Raw genomic sequence first — 21,271 nt, 5'->3', positions numbered from 1 at the left:
AGCAAAGGAGCAGTCATGAAGAAACTCAAGCTAGTGATGGTAGGGAATGGTATGGCAGGTGTGCGTACCCTGGAGGAATTGATCAAGATCGCCCCCGACCTGTATGACATTACCGTATTTGGTGCAGAACCTTATGCCAATTACAACCGTATTCTGCTATCACCGGTATTGGCTGGCGAGCAAACCATCAAGGACATCATGCTCAATGATGTGGACTGGTATGAGGAGAACAATATCACCCTGCACCTTGGCAAAAAAATCGTCAAGATAGACCGGGCACGTCGTCAGGTGATCGCCGAAGATGGCACGCAAACCGAATATGATCGCCTGTTGCTGGCAACCGGGTCCACGCCTTTCATGCTGCCGGTACCAGGCAAAGACCTGCAAGGTGTGATTGCCTATCGCGATATCTATGACACCAACACCATGATAGAGGCAGCAGAAAAGCATACGCATGCTGTTGTCATCGGTGGCGGCCTGTTGGGACTGGAAGCGGCCAATGGTTTGAAGATGCGTGGGATGAGTGTGTCTGTCGTACATCTGCCAGGCTGGCTGATGGAGCGCCAGCTTGATCCTGTTGCCGGCAAAATGCTGCAAAAATCGCTGGAAGACCGGGGCCTGAATTTTTTACTGGAAAAAAATACCGAAGCCATCATAGGTGATGACAAAGGCCATGTAAAAGCCATACGTTTCACCGATGGCCTGGAAATCCCTGCGCAACTGATCGTCATGGCAGTTGGCATACGACCGAATACGGCGCTGGCAGAATCTGCCGGTCTGTACTGCAACCGTGGCATCATCGTCAATGACACCATGCAGACTTATGACCCGCGCATTTATTCTGTTGGCGAATGCGTTAATCACCGCGGCACGGTATATGGTCTGGTTGCGCCACTGTTTGAGATGGCCAAGGTTTGTGCCAACCATCTGGCCAATTTTGGCATAGGCCGTTATCAGGGGTCGGTCACTTCCACCAAACTCAAAGTGACGGGCATAGACCTGTTTTCTGCTGGTGAATTCATGGGAGGGAAAGACACGGAAGAAATCATCCTGTCTGACCCTATAGGTGGTGTTTACAAGAAGCTGGTAGTCAAGGATGACAAGCTGATCGGTGCCTGTCTGTATGGTGATACGGTCGACGGTAGCTGGTATTTTAAACTGCTGCGTGAAGGCAAGAACATTGCCGAGATTCGTGATTCATTGATGTTTGGCGAATCCAATACTGGTGACGTTGGTCATGAAGGCCATACCAAGGCCGCCGCCATGCCGGACGAAGCCGAGGTCTGCGGCTGTAACGGTGTTTGCAAAGGCACTATCGTCAAAGCCATCAAGGAAAAAGGTCTGTTCACGCTTGATGATGTACGCAAGCATACCAAGGCTTCAGCTTCCTGTGGTTCCTGTACCGGTCTGGTGGAGCAGATTATCATGTTCACTGCTGGCGGTGATTATTCGACGGCGTCGAAAGTCAAGCCCATGTGCTCTTGTACAGATCACAGCCATCAGCAAGTGCGCGATGCCATCAAGGCCAACAAGCTGCTGACCGTAGCTGGTGTACAGGAGTTCATGGAATGGCGTACACCCAATGGTTGTTCAAGCTGCCGCCCAGCGATCAATTACTATCTGATTTCTACATGGCCGCGTGAAGCCAAGGATGATCCGCAATCACGTTTCATCAACGAGCGTTCACACGCGAATATCCAGAAGGATGGCACTTATTCCGTCATCCCGCGCATGTGGGGCGGCGAAACCAATGCCAGCGAATTACGCCGGATTGCGGACGTCGTTGATAAATTCAAGATACCGACTGTCAAGGTCACCGGTGGTCAGCGTATCGATTTGCTGGGTGTGAAGAAAGAAGACTTGCGCGCCGTGTGGCAAGACCTGGGCATGCCATCCGGCCTCGCCTATGCAAAGGGGTTGCGCACTGTCAAAACCTGCGTGGGCAGTGAATGGTGCCGCTTCGGTACACAAAACTCTACCCTGATGGGGCAGCAACTGGAGCGCGAACTCGCACGCATGTACTCACCGCACAAGGTCAAGCTGGCGGTCTCGGGGTGCCCGCGCAATTGTGCCGAGGCTGGCATCAAGGACGTCGGTGTCATTGGTGTTGATTCTGGCTGGGAATTGTATGTAGGTGGCAATGGCGGTATCAAAACCGAGGTTGCGCAATTCTTTGTCAAGTTGAAGACCCATGAAGAAGTCATGGAATATACCGGTGCCTTCCTGCAACTCTACCGCGAAGAAGGCTGGTACCTGGAACGCACTGTGCATTACCTGGCCCGTGTTGGCCTTGAGTATGTCAAGAAAATCATACTGGAAGACCATGAGCGCCGTAAAGACTTGTATCAGCGTCTGCTGTTTGCGCTGGAGGGTGAATCTGACCCATGGCATGAACCAGAAAAAGCCCAGGTCGATACGCGTCAGTTCGAACGCTTGCCAGCATAACGCCATTTTTTGAGAGGAAAAAACATGAGTCAGGAATGGCAAGTTATTTGTCGTGTTGAAGACATCCCTGTGCTGGGTGCGCGCGTTGTTGCGCGCGCTGCCAAACCGGACGTCGCCATTTTCAGGAATACGGAAAACAAGGTGTTCGCACTGCTGGATAAATGCCCGCACAAAGGAGGTCCCCTGTCACAAGGCATCGTCTTTGGTGAAAGAGTGGCATGCCCCCTGCATAACTGGAATATAGAGTTGCCAACCGGTTGTGCGATTTCACCGGATGAAGGGTGTACACAAAAATTCAGTTTGAAAGTGGAAGCCGATCAGGTCTATCTGGATGCCAATGAACTGGCGACACTGGCAGTAGAGACATAAAGCAGAAGCGTAATAAGACGGGGCGCTGTCGTTTGATCGAAGCGGCCCGCACTTAAAAAGGCATGTATGACTGAAACCAAATCTACCTGTTGTTATTGCGGCGTTGGTTGCGGTGTAGTGATAGAGAGCGAAGGCGGGCAAATCGTAGGCGTGCGTGGTGATGCTGATCATCCTGCCAATTTTGGCCGCCTGTGCAGCAAAGGCAGCACCTTGCATCTGTCGGCCGATGCAAAAATACAGCAGCAGGTGAGAGCACTTTATCCCGAAATGCGTGAGCCATCTGCGGGGCGGGATCAGGCGCGTCGGCGCAGTGACTGGGATACGGTCATTGCCAGCATGGCCGACAGATTTGCAGACACCATCAAGAAACACGGCCCCGACAGTGTGGCTTTTTATATCTCCGGCCAACTGCTGACAGAAGACTATTACGTCTTCAATAAAATCGCCAAGGGTCTGATCGGCACGAATAATATCGACAGCAATTCACGTCTGTGCATGTCGAGTGCAGTAGCCGGGTACAAGCAAACCCTGGGAGCTGATGCGCCACCGGCCTGTTATGAGGACATCGATCTGGCTGAGGTGATTTTTATTGCCGGGTCGAATACCGCCTATGCACACCCCATCCTGTATCGCCGCCTTGAACACGCCAGGGAAAAAAATCCGGCACTGAAAGTGATCGTTGCTGACCCACGCCGTACCGACACTGCGCGCGAAGCCGATTTGTTCCTGCCTATCCTGCCTGGTACTGATGTGGCCTTGTTCAACGGCATGCTGCATTTATGTCTATGGGAAGATCTGATCGACACTGATTACATCAAGGAACATACCGAGGGCTTTGCCGAGCTCAAGCAAACCGTACGTGATTACACGCCGGCTTTTGTTGCAAGAACTTGTGGCATCAAGGAAGCGGACCTGGTACAGGCGGCACGCTGGTTTGGTCAATCTCGCGCCAGCCTGTCCCTGTATTGCCAGGGCCTGAACCAGTCATCTTCGGGCACGGCAAAAAATGCCGCCCTGATCAACCTGCACCTGGCGACACATCAGATAGGCAAGCCTGGTGCCGGACCTTTCTCTCTGACCGGGCAACCGAACGCCATGGGCGGACGTGAAGTCGGTGGCATGGCCAATCTGATGTCTGGCCACCGTGACCTGGGTAATGCAGAGCATCGTGCGGAGATTGCCGCGTACTGGGGTGTAGATGAGGTACCTGCCACACCCGGCAAGACTGCGGTGGAAATGTTTGAAGCAGTCAGGCAGGGCGAGATCAGGATCATCTGGATAGTCTGCACTAATCCCGCGCAGTCCATGCCCGAGCAAAACCTGATACGTGAAGCGCTGAAAAAAGCCGAACTGGTGATCGTGCAGGAAGCCTACGCCAGTACTGCCACCGTACCTTATGCAGATATCTTGCTGCCCGCCAGTACCTGGGCTGAAAAGACTGGTACGGTGACCAATTCCGAGCGACGTATTTCACGCGTGCGCCCAGTGATCCCCGCGCCGGGCGATGCAAAGCATGACTGGCAGATTGCCAGCCTGTTCGGTCAGGCATTAGCACCTTTGCTAGGTAAGCCTGCAGTAAATTTCAAGTTTGAAAGTGATGAGCAAGTCTGGAATGAACACCGCGACAGTACCCGCGGGCGTGATCTGGATATTACCGGCCTGTCCTATGCCATACTGGAACAACAGGGGCCACAACAATGGCCTTTTCCGGCTGGAGCAGTGACCGGCAAGCAGCGTTTGTATGAAGACGGCATTTTCCCGACCGCCAATGGACGCGCACGTTTCGTCAATACCGTGTATCAAGCAGCCAAGGATAGTGTGGATGCACGTTATCCATTCAGCCTGAATACCGGCCGCCTGCGCGATCAGTGGCATGGCATGAGTCGCAGCGGTACCGTGGCACAATTATTTTCCCATGTGCCTGAGCCTGGCATTTGCATGGAAACGACCGACATGCAACGACGCTTCCTGAAGGCAGGTGACCTGGTCCATGTCAGCAGCCGGCGTGGTACGGTGATCTTGCCGGTTATTGAAAGCGACGAGCAAAGGGCAGGACAGGTTTTTATTGCGATGCACTGGGGGGAGGAGTATGTGTCCGGTCGTGGCCATGCCGACAAACATAGCTATGGCGTGAATGCACTGACCTCACCGGCGATAGATCCCAGTTCCAAACAGCCTGAGCTGAAGGCTGCTGCCGTCAAGATCGTCAAGGCAGAATTGCCATGGCGCTTCGTGGTATTTGCCTGGCTTGATGCGGATGAGGCTTTTGCAATCCAGGCAGCCTTGCGCCCCTATATGCGTGAGTTTGCCTATGCATCATGCATACCTTTTGGACGGGAAAAGACTGGTGTCATTTTTCGTGCTGCCAATGAAGAGGCCGTTGCTGCCGATGTACTGGAAAAAATCGAGTATTTGTTTGGCATACAGGGGTCGGATGTTTTGCGTTACGACGACAAGCGCCGTGGCATGGCAAGACATATCCTGGCCAGAGATGGCGCCCTGACTGCGGTAGCACTGGCAGGTGATGTCTCTGCCGAAGGCTGGCTCAGGGACTTTTTGCAGGCTCAGGAACCTGTCGCCAGGTTGGGACGCCTGTTGCTGATGCCGACGACGACAGCGCCGCAGGGCTTTAAAGCAAGGGGCAAGATCATCTGTAGTTGCCTGAACGTGGCCGATACGGAAATCAATGCCGCGATCGCAGAGATGGATGGCATGCCTACTGATGTGCTGACAGCCTTGCAGGGCAAATTGAAGTGTGGCACGAATTGCGGTTCTTGCGTGCCAGAACTGAAGAAAATGATCAGCACTAACCTGCTGCAAAAGCAGGTTTGAAATTTCGGATTGATGGCGATGAAAGCAGAAAGAATAAATCCGGCCTCTACAGCAGCTGTCCGTTTGATTGGCTTGTCAGATGCCTATATGGCGGCACTTTATCCGGCAGAAAGCAATCACCTGGAAAGTGTGCAGGCGCTCGCCGAGGATAATGTGATGTTTTTGGGCTGCCATCTTGATGATCAACTGGCAGCCTGTGGCGCTGTAAAAATCCTGTTTGATGAGCTGGCACTATGCAGTTATGGTGAAATAAAACGTGTATTTGTACCGGAAGAATTTCGCGGTAAAGGCTTGTCAAAACATATCATGCAGGCGTTGGAAGATCACTTGCTGGCCAATGACGTACGCATTGCCAGGCTGGAAACCGGTATCCGGCAACCAGAAGCACTGGGCCTGTATTATCGTCTGGGTTATGCAGAAAGAGGGCCCTTTGGTGATTACCAGGAAGACCCTTTGAGTGTATTCATGGAAAAAAAGCTGCTGGCATGATCAGGCAGTTTGCCTGCGCAAACTCAGCAACATTGCGCCGAAAGTAATGAAAGCTGTACCAACAATACGATTAATCCATTTGACAAAATGCGGCTTGACCAGGACGTGTACTGCGCGCGCAGCCAGTTGCGCATATAGTAAGTGGACCAGGTAAGACAGGGCCATGAAGATGGCCATCAGTGTAAAGAACTGCGGCGCGAGTGCCTCTTGTGTGTTGATGAAATGCGGGAACAGGGCGGTAAAAAACATCAGGGCCTTGGGATTGGTTGCCGCAGTCAGAAAAGCTTCACCATATAACTTCGACGGTTTTGGCCGCGCCACTGATGCTTGATTAGATGCCGCCGCTTCCAGGGGACTATCCTTGCCAAACAATTGCTTCGCACCTATGTAAAACAGATACAGGGCACCGAGGATTTTGACAACGGTGAACAAAACTGCGGACGAGTTCAGCAATGCACCAAGGCCAAGAAAGGCCAAACTGGATAAACAGAATATGCCAGAAATGTTGCCAAAAGCTGACCATATCACTGAGCGTGTTCCATAGCTGGCGCCGTTTTTCAAAGACAGCAGGGTGGCCGGGCCAGGGCTCAGTATGGACAGGCTGGCGATTGCGGTGAAAGCGAGCAGGGTTTGCGTCTGCATGATAAATCCATAATGAAGGTCAGGACATCTTTGAGCCAGTAGCCCTGCGTACAGGGATGCCAGCAGGATCAAATTCTGCCAGGCAATGAACATTGATACCAAAATTGTCTGGTGTCACCCGCTTGCGATGGAAAGGATAGATGCCGCAAACCTTGCAGAAATAGTGATGCGCCGTCATGGTGTTGAATTGATATTCAGTGAGTGACTCTTCGCCGGTGACGAGGCGGAACTGGCTCTCGTGTACTTTTACCATCAAGGCGTTTTTACGGTGACAGATGGAACAATCACAAGTTGTCAGTTCCGGAAAATCTGTTGTAATTTCAAAACGTACTGCGCCGCAGTGACAACTGCCCTGATAGCTTTGCATGGGGCGTAAACCAGGTGTTTGCATTTTTTTATATGGTAAAAGTGTCGTTAGTGGCATCATAGAGCGCTTTGCTCTGCCGGTACCGGTACAATTTTTCCATTGTGGGCTGCATCGGCTTTGGTATATGGCCAATACAATTGTGGCTGATTTTTGCCCTTGTATAGGTAATCAGATGCGGGTATTTTTTTCACAATACTGTTTTAGTCCGGCCAGTCGTTTTGCCGTTGTATGCTTGAAATAGCTGCTGGCCAACCTGTCGAGCAGCCAGGTAAAGATAAAGGCGCGGGTATGTATGGTGTAACGGAACCTCGCCAGGGTCAGATGTGCAGACCTGGCTTCGAATATCCATGAACCGGCAAATTTTTTCAGAAACCAGGGGCCTTTCAACATGACAATGGCTGCCCGCTCAGGCGGGGCTGCTTGCACAAATTCGACCAGCATTTCCATGCCAAGCTTGGAGCGAACCAGGACTTGCGTTCCCGTAACAGGCATACCCTGGCGGTCATTGAGCATGGTGATGCTGTCGGGAAACGGGTCCCATTCATACCTGACAGCATAGTCCTGTGAGACATGGTAGACAGTTGTAATGGCAGCCTTGATTTCTGTGCTGAGTTCGATGATGGGCATTATGTTGCTATTATGTAAATTTGAGAAATGTGTTCAGCTCGCCAGTCGCATACTTAGGTATGTAGACGATTTCTTGTCAGGCTTTTTCGATAGAATTAAGATGTGCATCTTTTAAGCAGTTTGTTTATTCAATTCGGCTTCAATCGTTTTACTGCAAATCATTTTTATGTCTTTTTTCTATTCCAGGCTGCCCCGGTTTCAACCTTGTACCTGTCTATGCTGAGCCTTACCAGCAAGATGTTCTGCAATCTCCCGCGATTATCCCTGCTTGCCTTGGTCATCAATGGTATTGATGGCCTGGTTGGCCCGGGTCTGGCCGTGGCCCAGGACAAGTCGTCCGTGTTGAGCTTGCCAGCAGTACCGATAAGGCAAATTGTTGTACAGGACATACAGTTTAGCGGCAATCAGGTGCTCAGCAGTACAGAACTGAAAGAGGTGGTCGCTGACTATATGGGGAAAACCCTCAGTTTTACCGAACTGGAAGAATTGCGTGCCCGTATCACCCGACTGTATGTAGCGCGTGGCTATCTTAATTCGGGAGCGGTGTTGGCGGTTGCCGAAGGGGCTGAGCCTTTCCCGGGCGGCATCATCACGGTGCGGCTGATTGAGGGACGCATCAATGAAGTCAGGATCAAGGGTGAAGGCAGGCTGGCGCAGTCGTATATCAGGGACAGACTGGTCAATGAGGCAGAGGTCTTCAATATGCCGGTATTGCAGCGAAGATTCCAGCTCCTGTTGACAGACCCGCTGTTTGATAAGATCAATAGTCGTATCCTGCCTGGCGAACAGCCCGGTACAGCAGTACTTGATATTGATGTACAGCGTGCACCCTCATCCGGGCTGAATCTGTATGCAAATAATTACCGTGCGGCTTCGATAGGTTCTGAAGTACTGGGTGTGTCCGGCTGGGTACGCAATCTGAGCGGACTTGGCGACATGCTTGAAGCTAATTTTTCACATAGTGAAGGTGCAGACCCCATACATCTGAACTGGAATCTGCCGCTAAACAGTATTGGTACCAGCCTGAGATTCAGTGCAGATCATGGCAGTTCAGCCGTCATAGACGAATCATTGAAGTCGGTCGATATCAAGAGCCGCAGTTCCGGCTACGAACTGGGGCTGACCCAGGCTCTGCTCAACAGCCTGCAAAGAAAAATTGAAATTGGGGTCAGTTACGGTCAGCGTGACAGTCAGACCAGTCTGCTGGGTGAGGCATTTTCTTTTACTCCAGGTGAACCTGACGGCTATTCCAGGACCCGTGTCCTGCGCCTGTCGCAGGAATGGACTGAGCGTTGGGAAACCCAGGCGATTGCCCTGCGCAGTGTGTTGACCTTTGGCCGCAACAATCTCGATCAGTCTGACAGTGCTGCACCAGCACGGCAATATCGCATCTGGACTGGCCAACTGCAATATGTCAACAACCTGGACAAGGATGGCAGGCAAATCGTCTTGCGCGCATCGACTCAGCAGAGCCGTGATCGGCTGATGCCGCTGGAGCGTTTTTCGCTCGGTGGTGTGGCGAGCGTTCGCGGCTATCGTGAAAATGCGCTGGTGCGTGATCGCGCCTATCTGCTGAGTGCAGAATTTCATTATCCTTTGAACCTGGGACAAGACGGCGGCCACAAAATCAGGCTGATTGCCTTAACCGACCTGGCCAGCGCCAGCAATGTCGGTGAAGCGTCTCAGAGTCTGGCGTCGATAGGTGCGGGCTTGACCTGGCAATGGAAAAGCTGGGCAGCCGATCTCATCCTGGCAAAAAAACTCAAGACAACTGACGGTGCTGGTGCCGTAACTGATAGCAATTTGCAAGACCAGGGCGTGCATCTGCAATTGTCTTACCGTGTATTTTGAGAGCAGCGCATATGCAGATAACATTGTTCTTGAAAAAAATATTGCCAGGCCTGGCTGGTTTTTGCCTGCTTGCGTTTGCAGGTAATGTCGCACATGCGACAGCAGATACGATGGCGTCGTCCTACAAAGAATTATTGAGCCGGGGGTTGCACGAATGTGGCAGCGCCAATTACACACTGGCTTTCAGCAAGTTGCATACTGCCTACGCAGATGCAGTGCAGCCAGAAGATAAAGTCAGGGCTGCGGCGGCACTGGCCATCAGCTATGTAAATAGTCGTCAGCAGGCATTGGCCGAGCCATATTTGCGTTATGCCTATGAGAATGCAGGCAACAGTCTGGACAAGGCCGGTTATGCCATCGATTTTGCCAACTGGCTGCAGCAAACCGGCCATGCAGAGCTGGCGCGTACTTACTACGATACTGCACTTAAATTGGCTGGCGATGATGCCGGTATTACCCTCAGTGTGGGCTTGAACCGGAACAAGCTTGAAGCAAAAAAACTGACCTCGACTGCGCAACTGAAAAATCTGCAGACGCTGGCACGACGTTTGCCGCAATTGAATGACCAGCAACGTGCCCGCTTTGCCATTAACCTGGCGGTACAGGCAAAAATGCTGGGTGTCGAAGGCCACAACCTGGCTTTTCAGGTTTTGCAGCAGGCCAGGCAGGCGGCAGTGGAGCTGGGGCAAAAGCGCTTGCAGGCAGAAGCACTGGATCAAATGGCGCAGTTGTATGAAGAGGCGCGCAGGCCAGATGACGCCCTGGCACTGACCGAACAGGTCTTGCTGGCGACCCAGGGTATAGAGGCGCACGACATACTGATACAGTCAGAGTGGCGGCAGGCTCGCCTGTTGCGCCTGCAGGGCAAGAATGAACAGGCAATTGCTGCCTATCAAAGAGCGGTGGAGCATGTGGAAGCCATACGTGGTGATATCCCGGTTGAATACCAGGATGGTCGTTCGTCTTTCCGTGAGACCCTGGAGCCGATCTATCTGGGATTGGCAGATTTGTTGTTGCAAACATCGGATCAACTGGACAGCGTTCAAAAAAACGCACAGTTGCGTCGTGCCCGCGATGTGCTGGAACTGATCAAACAAACCGAATTGCAGGATTATCTTGGCGACCGTTGCGCAGTCGATACCGCGAGGGCCAATCGTCAGCAAACTGTGCTGGCCAGCGATACCGCCATTCTCTATCCTATCCTGTTGACTGACCGTCTTGAATTGCTGCTGGAAACCAGTCACGGCATGCAAAGACATAGCCTGTCCTTACCTGCGGCCAAGCTTCGCAGTGAAGTCATCGCTTTTACCGAAAGCCTGAAAGACAACCTGTCCTTCAAACCCCAGGCCAGACGTCTGTATGATGCCTTGCTGGGGCCACTGGACGCACAAATCCGGCAACAGGGCATCCGCACCCTGGTGATTGTTCCCGATGGGGCTTTGCGTTTATTGCCATTTGCTGCTCTGTATGACGGGCAGCACTTTGCTGTGGAAAAATATGCGATTGCCGTCATACCTGCATTGAGCCTGACCAATACGACGGTGCGTGAACAGCAAGGCTGGCAAATGAGAACCCTGCTGGCTGGTATGAGTGAGCCAGGCACCGTTGTTGAAAAATTACCTGATTTCATGGTCGAGCAACTGCTGGCGGCCAGTCCTGATGCTACTGCGGGCGGGCAGAATGCCAGGTCGGCGCTAACCCGTGGCATACGTAATGTCCCAAAAACTGGTGCAGTGAATGTTTCCGTTGCACTAGTTGATAAATTGCAGAGCGAGCGGAGAAACATACAGTTACGGGAAATGCTGGCGTTGTCCGGTGTCAATGAAGAAATCCATGTATTGGAAAAGCTGGCGCCCGGACAAACCTTGTTTAATTCGGGATTCACTGTAGCGGCATTCGGACAGAAAGTGAAAACCGGCGATTACCAGGTCATACACGTCGCCTCACATGGCGTATTTGGCGGCACAGCTGACAGCACCTTTCTGATGGCGCATGATGATCTGATTACCATGGACAAGCTACAAACTTTTTTGCGCAAGGACGGCAAAAAAAATCAGGACCTGGAATTGCTGACGCTCTCAGCTTGCGAGACAGCGGAAGGTGATGACAGGGCTCCATTGGGCCTGAGCGGTGCTGCGCTCAAGGCGCATGCAAAAAGTGCGCTGGGCTCACTTTGGCCGGTATCAGACAACGCCGCCACCTTGCTGATGGGGCAGTTCTATCGCAACCTGGCGATACCGGCAACAAGCAAGGCACAGGCCTTGCAAAAAGCACAGCTGGAATTGCTGAAGAATAATGAATTCAATCATCCCTTTTATTGGGCACCATTCATCATGGTCGGGAGCTGGTTATGAGCAAACCTGTGCTGACAGAAAAACCTCTGAAACTGCGCGTAGTCAGCCTGCTCAAGGTCAGCCTGTGGCTGGCGTTTGGCGGCGCTGCGTCGCTGGCATGGGCTGGCGCCAAGACCGATGGCTCGGTCGGTCAGGTGCAGACCCTGAGCGGGAATTTTGTCGTGCCGCAAAGTCTGGGTACGATCAAGGGAAGCAATCTGTTCCACAGCTTCCAGAGTTTCAGCATAGAAAGTGGTGAATCAGCCAATTTCACGACGACCACTGCCTTGCAGAATGTGATTGCACGTGTCACTGGCGGCACCGCATCCAATATCAATGGCATGCTGAAGTTGACTGCGGCTACGGGCAGCCAGCCGCACTTTTATTTCATTAATCCGGCTGGTGTGATTGTCGGCGCTGGTGCGGCGATTGATGTACCGGCCGGCTTGCATATCAGTACGGCTGATTATGTGAAATTTTCTGATGGCAATTTTTATGTCGATACTGCCAGGGCCAGCACCTTGTCCGCAGCAGCGCCCGAGGCTTTTGGTTTTCTCGGTAATAGTCGCGCAACCCTGGCATTCAAGGATGGCGCGGAAATCAACCTGCGTCCGCAACAAGCGTTGACACTGGTCGCTGGTGATATCAGTATCAATGACGCCAGCCTGCTGGCCCCCGGTGCTGCCGTAAGACTGGCTGCCGTCGGGCAAAGCAGGCTGGAAGCTGGCTTTAATGCAGACTTTCCTAAAACCGATGGTAAACTCAGTATCATCAATGGCGGCAATCTTACGACCTCGGCCAGCGGCAATGTCGATGGCGGCCTGATACGCATACAGGCTGGTGACATCCTGATAGACCAGCAGGATGCCAGCAAGAATACCGGCATTATTGGCAACGTCAGGGACGGCAGTGCCCGATCGGGCGATGTGCTGATCATGGCATCCGGTCAGATCAGTATCCTGAATGGCGGGCGCATTTCTTCTTCTACTTTTGGCTTTGGCAATGCCGGTTCCATCAGGATTGATGCTGCTGCCATGACGATAGACGGGCAAGGTCACAGCACAGGTATTTATAGCCAGGCGGGTGATTCCACTGGTAATGCCGGTAACCTCGACATCGCGGTCAGTGGCAAACTGGCTTTACTCAATGGCGGCGTGATTTCTTCTTCAACTTTTTCCAGTGGCAATGGTGGCAATGTGCGTGTCAGCGCCAGGGATATCGTGCTCGATGGTACTGACGCCAACGGCCCTGATACCGGCATACTCAGTATCAGTAATGCCAAGGCCAGGGGTAATGCCGGGAATGTCACCGTCAGTGCAGACGGCAAGCTGAGCATCATCAGCAGCGCGCAGATTTCTTCAGCCACCTATTCGTCTGGCGCAGGTGCTGATGTCAAGGTCAATGCAGCAGAATTGCTGATCAATGGTGATAGCGTCTCGACTGGCATCAACAGTATTTCCGGCGGCAAGGGTAACGCCGGCAATGTCGACGTCAATGTCAGCGGTGCAGGCAGCATATTGTCCGAGGGGGGGATCTCGACATCTGCATTTGATACTGGCAATGCAGGCAAGATCAGGGTTGCCGCCAAAAGCCTGCTGATTGACGGGCAGGGACTGGAAGCCGGTGTCTATAGTGATGCCGGCGATTTCCGTATGTCAGCCAGTTTTGCCGGTGGTAGTGGTGGCAACATTGATGTCAACATTGCCGACAGACTGACAGTGACAGGTGGAGGGCGTATTTCTTCCACGACCTATACCAGGGGGCAGAGTGGTGCCATTACTGTCGGCTCAGGCAATCTGTCCATTGACGGACAAGGTAGCGGCATCATGGCAGAAACCATAGGCACAGGTAATGCCGGTAACATTGCCGTCAAAACCAGTCAGGCAATACAGCTGGAAAATGGTGCAAGAATCTCGTCGGCTACCCGCTTTGTGGGCAATGCCGGTGCAGTCAGGGTTGATGCAGGCAGCCTGAGTATTGCAGGCAAGGGCGCAGCAACCGGTATTTATAGTGATGCGGGGACCCAGGCCAGTGGTAATGCCGGTAATCTTGATGTCAATGTTGCAGGTAATGTGTTGCTGGCAGATGGCGGGCAGATTTCGTCAGCAACCATCAGCTCAACAACGGGCGCGGCAGGCGCGGTAAAAGTCCAGGCGACAAATATGACGCTGGATGGCAAACTCAGCGTGACCGACAAGGATGAAAACAGTACTCCGCTTGCTACCGGTATCTTCAGCAGTGCCAATGCCGGTGGTGAATTGAGCAATCGCTCAGTCGGCAATGCCGGTACCGTCAATGTCATGACAACGCAATTGCAGATGCTGAACGGAGCGCAGATTTCATCCAGTGCTTTTGCTGCTGGCAAAGCCGGTGAAGTCACTGTCAATGCAAAAAAAATTGATATCAACAGTCATGCCGTCATCAGTTCCGAAGCAGGGGCAACATCGAGTGGTTATACCGGGAATGTCAGTGTCAGTGCCAGCGAAAGCCTGAGTCTTAACCAGGGTTTGCTGTCGATACGTAATGCAGCACAAATCAGTGGCAAGACCCAGCCTGTCAAAACCTTGCTGACAGTGGACGCACCAGTCATTACCATGAATCAGGCACAAGTCACGGCTTCGGCCAGTGACAATGCTGCCGCCAGTGATATACATATCGCTTACGCCAGCCGCATGCTCAGTAGTCGCAGTACGATCAATACCAGTGCTGTTGACGGTAATGGCGGTCATATCAGTGTCAACGGTGCCGGGCCTGTGGTGCTTGATCGTTCGCAAATCACAACTTCGGTCAGTGGCACCAGGGCAGGTAACGGTGGTGACATCAATATTACTGCTCCAGCCATGATCTTGCGTGGTGGTTTTATACAGGCCAATACGGCTGCGACGGCTGCCAGCGGCGGCAATGTCAACGTGCAGGTCAAGGCAATCATTGCCAGTGGCAATCAACTGGTGCTGGGTGGTTTGCCGCAAAAATTTGATGGTAGTGGAAAAAACCTGATACAGGCTGCTGCGCCAGATGGCGTCAATGGCGTAATCATGCTAAGCAGCCCGCAAGTAGATTTTTCCGCCAGCTTGCTGAACCTCAATGCCCAGGCTTATGAGCCGGGGAATCTGGCCATGGATTTATGCCGTGTTGGTAGTGGCAGTTCGCTGAGCCCGGTAGGTCGTGGCGGTTTGCCGCCCAACGCCACAGGTTTGCTCAGACCCTGATTTTTCCGTGAATTTGATATCGATAATGACCCAGGTGCGGCGCTACTTCACTCCACGATTGCTACAGGCTTACGGTCTGGCGGGTTTGCTTGCCCTGGCCTGGCTGTTCCTGCATCTGCCACTGGTCATTGCGTTGGACAATAAGCTATTGGATCTACAGTTTACATTGTCGCGTCGTTATAATCCGCAAACCGTGGCGATTGACCCCATCGTGGTTGGCATCAATGAAGCCTTTCTTGATGAGGTGGACGAACCGCTGGCCCTCAATCACCATCATCTTGCCGAATTTATCCGTATCATGAGTCAGGCTGGCGCCAGGGTTATTGGCATGGACATCAGTCTGCCGGAAAAACGCTATGACCAACTGGTATCGGTTCGTAAGGACGCTGCAGATTTCCATCAGTCGCTGCTGGCCGGATTGCTGCAAGGGGTGCAAACTACGCCGCTGGTCGTCGCCAAAGTATGGGATCTCAAGCACAGTCATTTTCGCGATATCCAGCTTGATTATGCAGCAGTGCTGAACATGCAGGATGAAAAATTCCAGGCGATTGCTTCGGCAGAATTTTGTCGTGACAGTGACCAGCGCATACGTCGTTTCCCCGGTCGTGACTGCCAGCCAGACCGCAGTGCGCAAGGTCTGGCCAGTGAAATTGCCGCTGCAGCAGGCATGCGGCGGGATTGGTCGGGGTTGATCAATTATCGCCTGGGCGCGCCTTTTCAGTACCAGCCCTTGCAAGACATCCTGAAACTGGCGCGTGAGAGCAAACAGGCAGAATTGCAGCGGCGCTATAGTGGCAGGGTAGTCCTGCTCGGCGCCACCATGGATGCAACTGATCTGGTTGACTTGCCAGTGTCACTGGCAGGCTGGCTACCGGCCGATGAACCTCATCCCGGTGTACTGGCCCATGCACAGCTATTGCGCAGCATGTTGAACCAGCGCATGTTGCAGCAGGTCGATAATGGTAGCCTGTTCATCATGTGTACCTTGTTCGCCCTGTTCTGGTTTGGTGCCAGCATACGCCGCAAGTTGTTATTATTCCTGGTGGCGGTGCTGGGTTTGCTTGCTCTATCGGGCATTGCCATGCAATATGATGTATGGCTGCCACCGATTGCAATTTTGCTTACCGGCCTGCTGGCGCTGGGCAGCAGCTCCGCCTGGCAATCCTGGCAGCATTTCGTTGACAAGCAACGTTTGAGCAAGGCTTTTTCTGGTCGTGTCAGCCCGGCAGTCATGCAAGAAATCGTCGCAGGACGTATAGACCAGACTGCAAAAAGCCGACGCTTGCCGGTCTGTGTGCTGTTTTCAGACATACGCGGTTTCACCACCTTGTGTGAGCATGCGCAGGCCGAAGATATCGTCAGCCTGTTAAACCGCTATTTTGCAGTCATGAGCAAGATTGTCCATGCGCATGGCGGCACCATAGACAAGTTCATCGGTGATGGTCTGATGGCTTTTTTTGGCGCACCGCAGGTCCTGGCAAATCCAGAACAAAATGCCTTCAATGCTGCGCGTGAAATGCTGCATGCACTGGACATCCTGAATCTGGAATTTCAGGCCGAAGGCAAGGCGACGTTGCAGATAGGTGTAGGCTTGCATGGCGGCGATGCTGTCATCGGCCAGGTTGGTTCTGCAGAGCGACATGAATATACGGCGATTGGCGACACGGTCAATACCGCCGCGAGAATAGAAGGTTTGTGCAAAGATGTGGGTTACCCTGTTGTGGTCTCCCAGATCGTGAAAGACAAACTGGCCGGGACGGCATCATTGACGTCACTTGGTGACAGGAATCTTAAGGGACGCTCTGCGATTGCCGTGTATGGCTGGCGTCCTGAATCAGATGCAGAATCGCAGGCATGCATTGAGCCAGATTGATTTTTTGAGAGTATGAACATGACGAATATCCGTAAAGTACTGCATTCCTGCCTGGTCCTGATTTGCCTGTTAAGTGCACTTGTCGGCAGTGGTTTTGCACGCGCAGAGACAGCCCTGGGTATGGTGCTTGATGTGCAAGGTAGTGGCAAGGTGGAGTTCAATGGCAGCAGTTCCAAACTGCAACTGCTGGCTTACCTGCAGCCAAAAATGCAGATTATTCTTGATGCCGGCAGCAAGGCGTCGTTATCCCTGTACGCCAGCCGTACGGTGGTTCAACTGACTGGGCCGGCAACAGTAGTGGTTGACAAGGACGGTATCACGACTGCGCAGGGGCAAAAAATTACAGGCAGGCCACTGGCAGAAAAACTGGTGCGTGCCGCCGAGACCAGCAATGTGATCGCCGGTGCAGTGCGTATGCGACAACTGCCGCCGCGCATTGTTGCCGTTACGCCGGAAAACAATGCACTGCTGTTGGGACAGCGCCCTGTCTTCAACTGGATATCTGCCGAGGGTGCGGAATTTGAAATCAGCCTTCATGATCTTGATGAGAACCTGCTGGTCAGTGAAAAAACCAGGGAAAATACCTGGCAATTACCTGAAAAGATCAAGCTGGCAGAGGGCAGCACCTATCGGTGGCAGGTTGCCTATGTCTCTGCCAAAGATGGCAAGATGCATACCGCAAAAGCAGAATTCAGAGTGGCTGACAAGGCGGAAGCCGGCAGCCTGCTGGAGTTGAAGCCGGATGACCATGCCGGCGTTGAGGAATGGGTCATGTATGCCGCCATGTTGCAAAGCAGACGCGCTTTTGCAGAAGCTCGCCAGGTCTGGCAAACCATCGCAAAACAAAGGCCGGATTTGTTGAAACTAACCGAAACTGCGCAGTAAGGCCCGGATTGGGGGAGTGGCAGGGTAATAGCAAGAAAAAAATAGCGATGTCAGAGACATCGCTATTTTCATTTTGTTTTGCGGTATTGTTGTTGCCGTATTTATGCAGCGGTATTCATGCCGGTATCCAGAAAGTCGACATGGAAATCAACGATGACCTGGCCAGAAATCCTTTGCACCGAGCCATCCTTGTGCATGCGGCTGACAGTCTTGTCTTCCCTTGAACGCACATCGATCTGGAACTCCGGATGATTCTTTGCAAAGGCATCCTGTATGGTTTCCCTGACCTGGACCATCAAGGCCCCCTCGGCTGCGGACACACTGTCTATCGGATCGCGACTGGCGGTTTCAATCGGTGTGACGTTACTATCCATGTCACCAAAGAACTGATCTATGGTTTGCCTGAATTCCCTTTGTGTGGTGACGCAATACTGTATCTTTGCAATAGGGAAGAGACTATGCACGATGCGTGAAGCCATCACGCGTTCAGGGTCTGTCGTCATGATGACCAAGCTGTCGGCGTTTTCTTCCAGAATGATCCAGTGATGGTCTTCGACATAGGCACGTTTGAAATTTCTCAAGGCGTCGGGCCGTTGTCGGTCTTGCTGGTAGGGCTGGTAAGGGCATTCAAAAAAAGCAGCCAGTGAAGCTCCGATATCAGCGGGGCTGACTTCAAATTCATCGATCAGTATGTCTTCTACGTCCACGCCTTTGCGCCGTGCCGCACGTGCGGCCAGGCCAAGTTCAGGGATGGACAGTGCAGAATTCTTGATCAGGGAATCAAACTTGGTGTGAATCACCTGTGGCGACATCAGGCGCTGGGCAAAAGCAACGGCCAGGGTATTGCGCAGGTATTTGAAACCTTCTTCCAGCAACGGCGGGAACTGGCAATCATTGCGGTTGTTGATCAACTGCAGGACACCCAGCAACTCATTACTTTGCTCATGGATCAGCGGGCCGACCAGCATGTGCTTGGTACGAAAACCGGTACGCTGGTCGACGCGGCGTAAAAATTCCAGTTTGGGTGAGTGTTTTCTTAATTCATTTTCGTCATACACATTGACGATATTGACGGTTTGCTTGGTCATGGCGACAAAGCCGGCGATACTTTTTTCAGAAATCGGCAAGGCGAAATCCTTGAAAGAAGTCAGGCCTGTCTTGACCTTGGACTCAATGGCATTTTTTTTATAATTAACTGAGTATAAAGTCAGTCTTTCGCAGTCGAACAGTTCGCAAATACTTTGCGACAGATCAAGCATGATCTGTTCTATATTGCTGGTCGAGTGGATGGCATTCGTGATGGTTTGCAGATTCTTGAAGAAATGTAAGCGAGCATGCACGTCCTCGTTGTCATAGATATCATATTTATCTTGTGGTATGCGGCGTACAAAACTCATAAATTAGCTTTCATCAATTGAGTATAATCGCGGTCATTTTGCCACAGTTAGCCCTGATCGTCGTTGTGACACTGATAAGCTTGCCGTGTCCTTTTACAAAAAATTCCTTCTGCTTGCCACTTATTGTAGGGAATGTGGCAAGTCAGCATGTCGTTTTGTTATTGCAGCTGGCAGACTTGGTGTTTGTGCAAAGAAGCAAAGCTTGCAGACTTCACTTCTTGCATGCTTGTCTATCCATTGCAGGTCTATGCCAGAGACAGACTGGTTGCTGTCTGCCCATGTGGGCGTCAGGTTGAACCTGGCTAAAGTTCGGATGTTCTATAGAAGCTTGTGCTGCAGAATGGAAAATCTCTACCGAATCTATACCGGTAATGAGCGAGCTGAATTGTACGATGTCAATGAGATAAGGTTGATCAGGCTCATAAGAATGGCAAGTACGGGTTGGGCCGGATTGAGCGGTAGCTCCAGCTGCCCAGGGGCGTTAGGTGGAATGATCATCCACATCGCTGCTGGCAGATGTGAGTGTTGCATCAAGTCTGTGCCCCTGATACCAGTATTCAAGTTCTGCGTGTAGCCAACCTGAGGCAAAACCCTCGTCCTGCCCCGTGACCTCTTCCCTTGTCGATAGTAGGTGTACCTGAGCCTTGGGCCACGATAATTTACGCAATTGCCACAAGACCGTAGATCAGGCTGACAAGGGAGGCAGCAACAAAAATCAGATTGATCATGGGCGAGCGCGCATTGCGTAGTGACGAAGCCTGATATCTTGTCCAAGGAGTGAAGGGCTGGAAATACCTTGTTCAGACCGGTGTTTTTTTATACACGATGAAACCGGAACGATCCGCCATTTGATTGTACAGTGCCTGTGCTGTTTCATTGCTTTCATGCGTATGCCAGTACACCACGGTCGATCCGGCTTGCCTGGCTTGTTCATAGACTGCGTTGATCAGTGCGCGTCCAACACCTTTGCCTCGGGCATCCGGTGCAGTGAATAAATCATTCAGGTAGCAACTTGCTTCAATGCGGCTTGTCGTCCTGTGATACAGATAATGAGCGAGGCCCAGCAGGCGGCCGTCAAGTTCGGCAACCAGGGCATATACTGGTTCAGTGCTGTCAAAAAAACGTGACCAGGTTGTTTGTGTAACGGCCGGCGCAAGAGCCGTTGGGCCTGTACGTTGATAGAATGCGTTGTAACCGTCCCATAATACTGACCAGGCAGAAAAATCATCTTCTCTTGCCGGTCTTACCACGATGCTTTGTGTCATTGTTTATTTCCGTTGATGTTAAGGTCCGTCATATATCAGGACGTGAATAATTGTTGTTCCATCACATCAGCCATGGCAAGGTCATTGCCGGCGCCTTGTTCGCGCAAGCCGTTGACCATATTGATGCGATCCTGACTGGTCTTGTTCTGACTGGTCTTCCATTTGCCATGGATACGGCGTATCGGTATTTCTATGCCGACTATCATGTCCATGATCATGTCAATATATTCTGGCGGTGCGTCACTGACTTTCCAAGGCTGGTCCATCCTGGTTTCAAAATGGTCGCTCAGATCACTGAGCAAGGCCAGAAATTCCTGGCGATCATCGATCACGCGCAAGGGGCCATAGGCATGGACCACAGCATAGTTGTAGGTGGGGACTACCTTGCCGCTATGCTTCTTTTCTTCATACCAGCGTGGGCTGATATAGGCCTGCGGCCCCTGGAAAATCAGCAGGGCGTCCTTGCCTGAACCCGCACTCTGCCAGGCGATATTATTGCGCGCCACATGACCGCGCAAAACACCGTGAGGCGCCCCTGCTGTCGGTGGCATGAGCATGAAGGGAATGTGGTTGGCCTCTATCTCTTCACCATGCATGGTGATCAGGGCTGCCAGGGGGTGATCGTGTATCAGGGCATGCAAGACTTCAGGCCGCTCTTCGACAAATTGGCTGGGCTGGTACATGGGC

At 52.3% G+C, this 21,271-nt stretch carries 15 protein-coding genes; 9 read left to right on the top strand and 6 right to left on the bottom strand.

Features of this window, described 5'->3' with window-relative positions:
- Positions 1-15: 15 nt before the first annotated feature.
- The 4 genes from nirB to LZ463_RS08855 all read left to right on the top strand — a co-directional run bounded on the left by nirB (position 16) and on the right by LZ463_RS08855 (position 6,135).
- Entirely contained in the window at positions 16-2,445 is a 2,430-nt protein-coding gene (nirB, locus tag LZ463_RS08870; protein ID WP_241455266.1) for a nitrite reductase large subunit NirB, read from the top strand.
- A 24-nt stretch (positions 2,446-2,469) separates the two neighbouring features.
- Positions 2,470-2,814: a nitrite reductase small subunit NirD gene (nirD, locus tag LZ463_RS08865; protein WP_241455265.1), complete on the top strand. Its 345-nt coding sequence runs from the start codon at positions 2,470-2,472 to the stop codon at positions 2,812-2,814.
- A 66-nt stretch (positions 2,815-2,880) separates the two neighbouring features.
- Complete coding sequence (locus tag LZ463_RS08860) at positions 2,881-5,646, top strand: nitrate reductase (RefSeq protein ID WP_241455264.1); 2,766 nt, start codon at positions 2,881-2,883, stop codon at positions 5,644-5,646.
- 18 nt (positions 5,647-5,664) lie between these two features.
- A complete protein-coding gene (locus LZ463_RS08855) occupies positions 5,665-6,135 on the top strand; it encodes a GNAT family N-acetyltransferase (protein ID WP_241455263.1) in 471 nt (156 codons plus the stop codon).
- On the opposite strand, the gene LZ463_RS08850 is transcribed toward LZ463_RS08855, so the two are convergent.
- From LZ463_RS08850 to LZ463_RS08840, 3 genes are all read right to left on the bottom strand, one after another.
- On the bottom strand, positions 6,136-6,777 hold the full coding sequence (locus LZ463_RS08850) for a LysE family translocator (protein WP_241455262.1): 642 nt from the start codon (positions 6,775-6,777) through the stop codon (positions 6,136-6,138).
- A gap of 19 nt (positions 6,778-6,796) precedes the next feature.
- Positions 6,797-7,168, bottom strand: a complete 372-nt coding sequence (locus tag LZ463_RS08845; RefSeq protein WP_241455261.1) for a GFA family protein — start codon at positions 7,166-7,168, stop codon at positions 6,797-6,799.
- Positions 7,169-7,312: 144 nt separating this feature from the next.
- Positions 7,313-7,771, bottom strand: a complete 459-nt coding sequence (locus LZ463_RS08840) for an SRPBCC family protein (RefSeq protein WP_241455260.1) — start codon at positions 7,769-7,771, stop codon at positions 7,313-7,315.
- A 216-nt stretch (positions 7,772-7,987) separates the two neighbouring features.
- Between LZ463_RS08840 and LZ463_RS08835 the strand changes: the two genes are divergently transcribed.
- From LZ463_RS08835 to LZ463_RS08815, 5 genes are read left to right on the top strand one after another with little or no spacing between them, the layout of a single operon-like run.
- Positions 7,988-9,622, top strand: coding sequence for a ShlB/FhaC/HecB family hemolysin secretion/activation protein (locus LZ463_RS08835; protein ID WP_241455259.1), 1,635 nt, complete (start codon positions 7,988-7,990; stop codon positions 9,620-9,622).
- A gap of 11 nt (positions 9,623-9,633) precedes the next feature.
- Positions 9,634-11,976 (top strand): CHAT domain-containing protein, encoded by a 2,343-nt coding sequence (locus LZ463_RS08830; RefSeq protein WP_241455258.1) that lies wholly within the window; start codon positions 9,634-9,636, stop codon positions 11,974-11,976.
- Positions 11,973-15,164 carry a two-partner secretion domain-containing protein gene (locus LZ463_RS08825; protein WP_241455257.1) on the top strand — a complete coding sequence of 1,064 codons (3,192 nt, stop codon included), beginning with the start codon at positions 11,973-11,975 and terminating at the stop codon, positions 15,162-15,164. Before LZ463_RS08830 ends, LZ463_RS08825 begins: the two co-directional genes overlap by 4 nt.
- 7 nt (positions 15,165-15,171) lie before the next feature.
- Positions 15,172-17,037 (top strand): CHASE2 domain-containing protein, encoded by a 1,866-nt coding sequence (locus LZ463_RS08820; protein ID WP_241455256.1) that lies wholly within the window; start codon positions 15,172-15,174, stop codon positions 17,035-17,037.
- 18 nt (positions 17,038-17,055) lie between these two features.
- Positions 17,056-17,922, top strand: a complete 867-nt coding sequence (locus tag LZ463_RS08815) for a hypothetical protein (RefSeq protein WP_241455255.1) — start codon at positions 17,056-17,058, stop codon at positions 17,920-17,922.
- 101 nt (positions 17,923-18,023) lie between these two features.
- Here the strand turns inward: LZ463_RS08815 and LZ463_RS08810 are convergent, their stop codons facing one another.
- The 3 genes from LZ463_RS08810 to LZ463_RS08800 all read right to left on the bottom strand — a co-directional run bounded on the left by LZ463_RS08810 (position 18,024) and on the right by LZ463_RS08800 (position 21,267).
- Positions 18,024-19,319 (bottom strand): GspE/PulE/PilB domain-containing protein, encoded by a 1,296-nt coding sequence (locus tag LZ463_RS08810; protein WP_241455254.1) that lies wholly within the window; start codon positions 19,317-19,319, stop codon positions 18,024-18,026.
- A gap of 800 nt (positions 19,320-20,119) precedes the next feature.
- A complete protein-coding gene (locus LZ463_RS08805) occupies positions 20,120-20,584 on the bottom strand; it encodes a GNAT family N-acetyltransferase (protein WP_241455253.1) in 465 nt (154 codons plus the stop codon).
- Between the two features lie 35 nt (positions 20,585-20,619).
- A complete protein-coding gene (locus LZ463_RS08800) occupies positions 20,620-21,267 on the bottom strand; it encodes an FMN-binding negative transcriptional regulator (protein WP_241455252.1) in 648 nt (215 codons plus the stop codon).
- Positions 21,268-21,271 lie beyond the last annotated feature (4 nt).

This window comes from Undibacterium paludis, from assembly GCF_022568815.1.
Lineage (GTDB): Bacteria > Pseudomonadota > Gammaproteobacteria > Burkholderiales > Burkholderiaceae_D > Undibacterium.
Note: the sequence above shows the minus strand (reverse complement) of the source record. Positions and strands in the feature narration are given on the sequence as shown.

Bases quoted from the DNA above. Each gene is read 5' to 3' on its own strand.
- nirB (WP_241455266.1), top strand. From the start codon at position 16: ATGAAGAAACTCAAGCTAGTGATGGTAGGGAATGGTATGGCAGGTGTG.
- nirD (WP_241455265.1), top strand. From the start codon at position 2,470: ATGAGTCAGGAATGGCAAGTTATTTGTCGTGTTGAAGACATCCCTGTG.
- LZ463_RS08860 (WP_241455264.1), top strand. From the start codon at position 2,881: ATGACTGAAACCAAATCTACCTGTTGTTATTGCGGCGTTGGTTGCGGT.
- LZ463_RS08855 (WP_241455263.1), top strand. From the start codon at position 5,665: ATGAAAGCAGAAAGAATAAATCCGGCCTCTACAGCAGCTGTCCGTTTG.
- LZ463_RS08850 (WP_241455262.1), bottom strand. From the start codon at position 6,777: ATGCAGACGCAAACCCTGCTCGCTTTCACCGCAATCGCCAGCCTGTCC.
- LZ463_RS08845 (WP_241455261.1), bottom strand. From the start codon at position 7,168: ATGCAAACACCTGGTTTACGCCCCATGCAAAGCTATCAGGGCAGTTGT.
- LZ463_RS08840 (WP_241455260.1), bottom strand. From the start codon at position 7,771: ATGCCCATCATCGAACTCAGCACAGAAATCAAGGCTGCCATTACAACT.
- LZ463_RS08835 (WP_241455259.1), top strand. From the start codon at position 7,988: ATGCTGAGCCTTACCAGCAAGATGTTCTGCAATCTCCCGCGATTATCC.
- LZ463_RS08830 (WP_241455258.1), top strand. From the start codon at position 9,634: ATGCAGATAACATTGTTCTTGAAAAAAATATTGCCAGGCCTGGCTGGT.
- LZ463_RS08825 (WP_241455257.1), top strand. From the start codon at position 11,973: ATGAGCAAACCTGTGCTGACAGAAAAACCTCTGAAACTGCGCGTAGTC.
- LZ463_RS08815 (WP_241455255.1), top strand. From the start codon at position 17,056: ATGACGAATATCCGTAAAGTACTGCATTCCTGCCTGGTCCTGATTTGC.
- LZ463_RS08810 (WP_241455254.1), bottom strand. From the start codon at position 19,319: ATGAGTTTTGTACGCCGCATACCACAAGATAAATATGATATCTATGAC.
- LZ463_RS08805 (WP_241455253.1), bottom strand. From the start codon at position 20,584: ATGACACAAAGCATCGTGGTAAGACCGGCAAGAGAAGATGATTTTTCT.
- LZ463_RS08800 (WP_241455252.1), bottom strand. From the start codon at position 21,267: ATGTACCAGCCCAGCCAATTTGTCGAAGAGCGGCCTGAAGTCTTGCAT.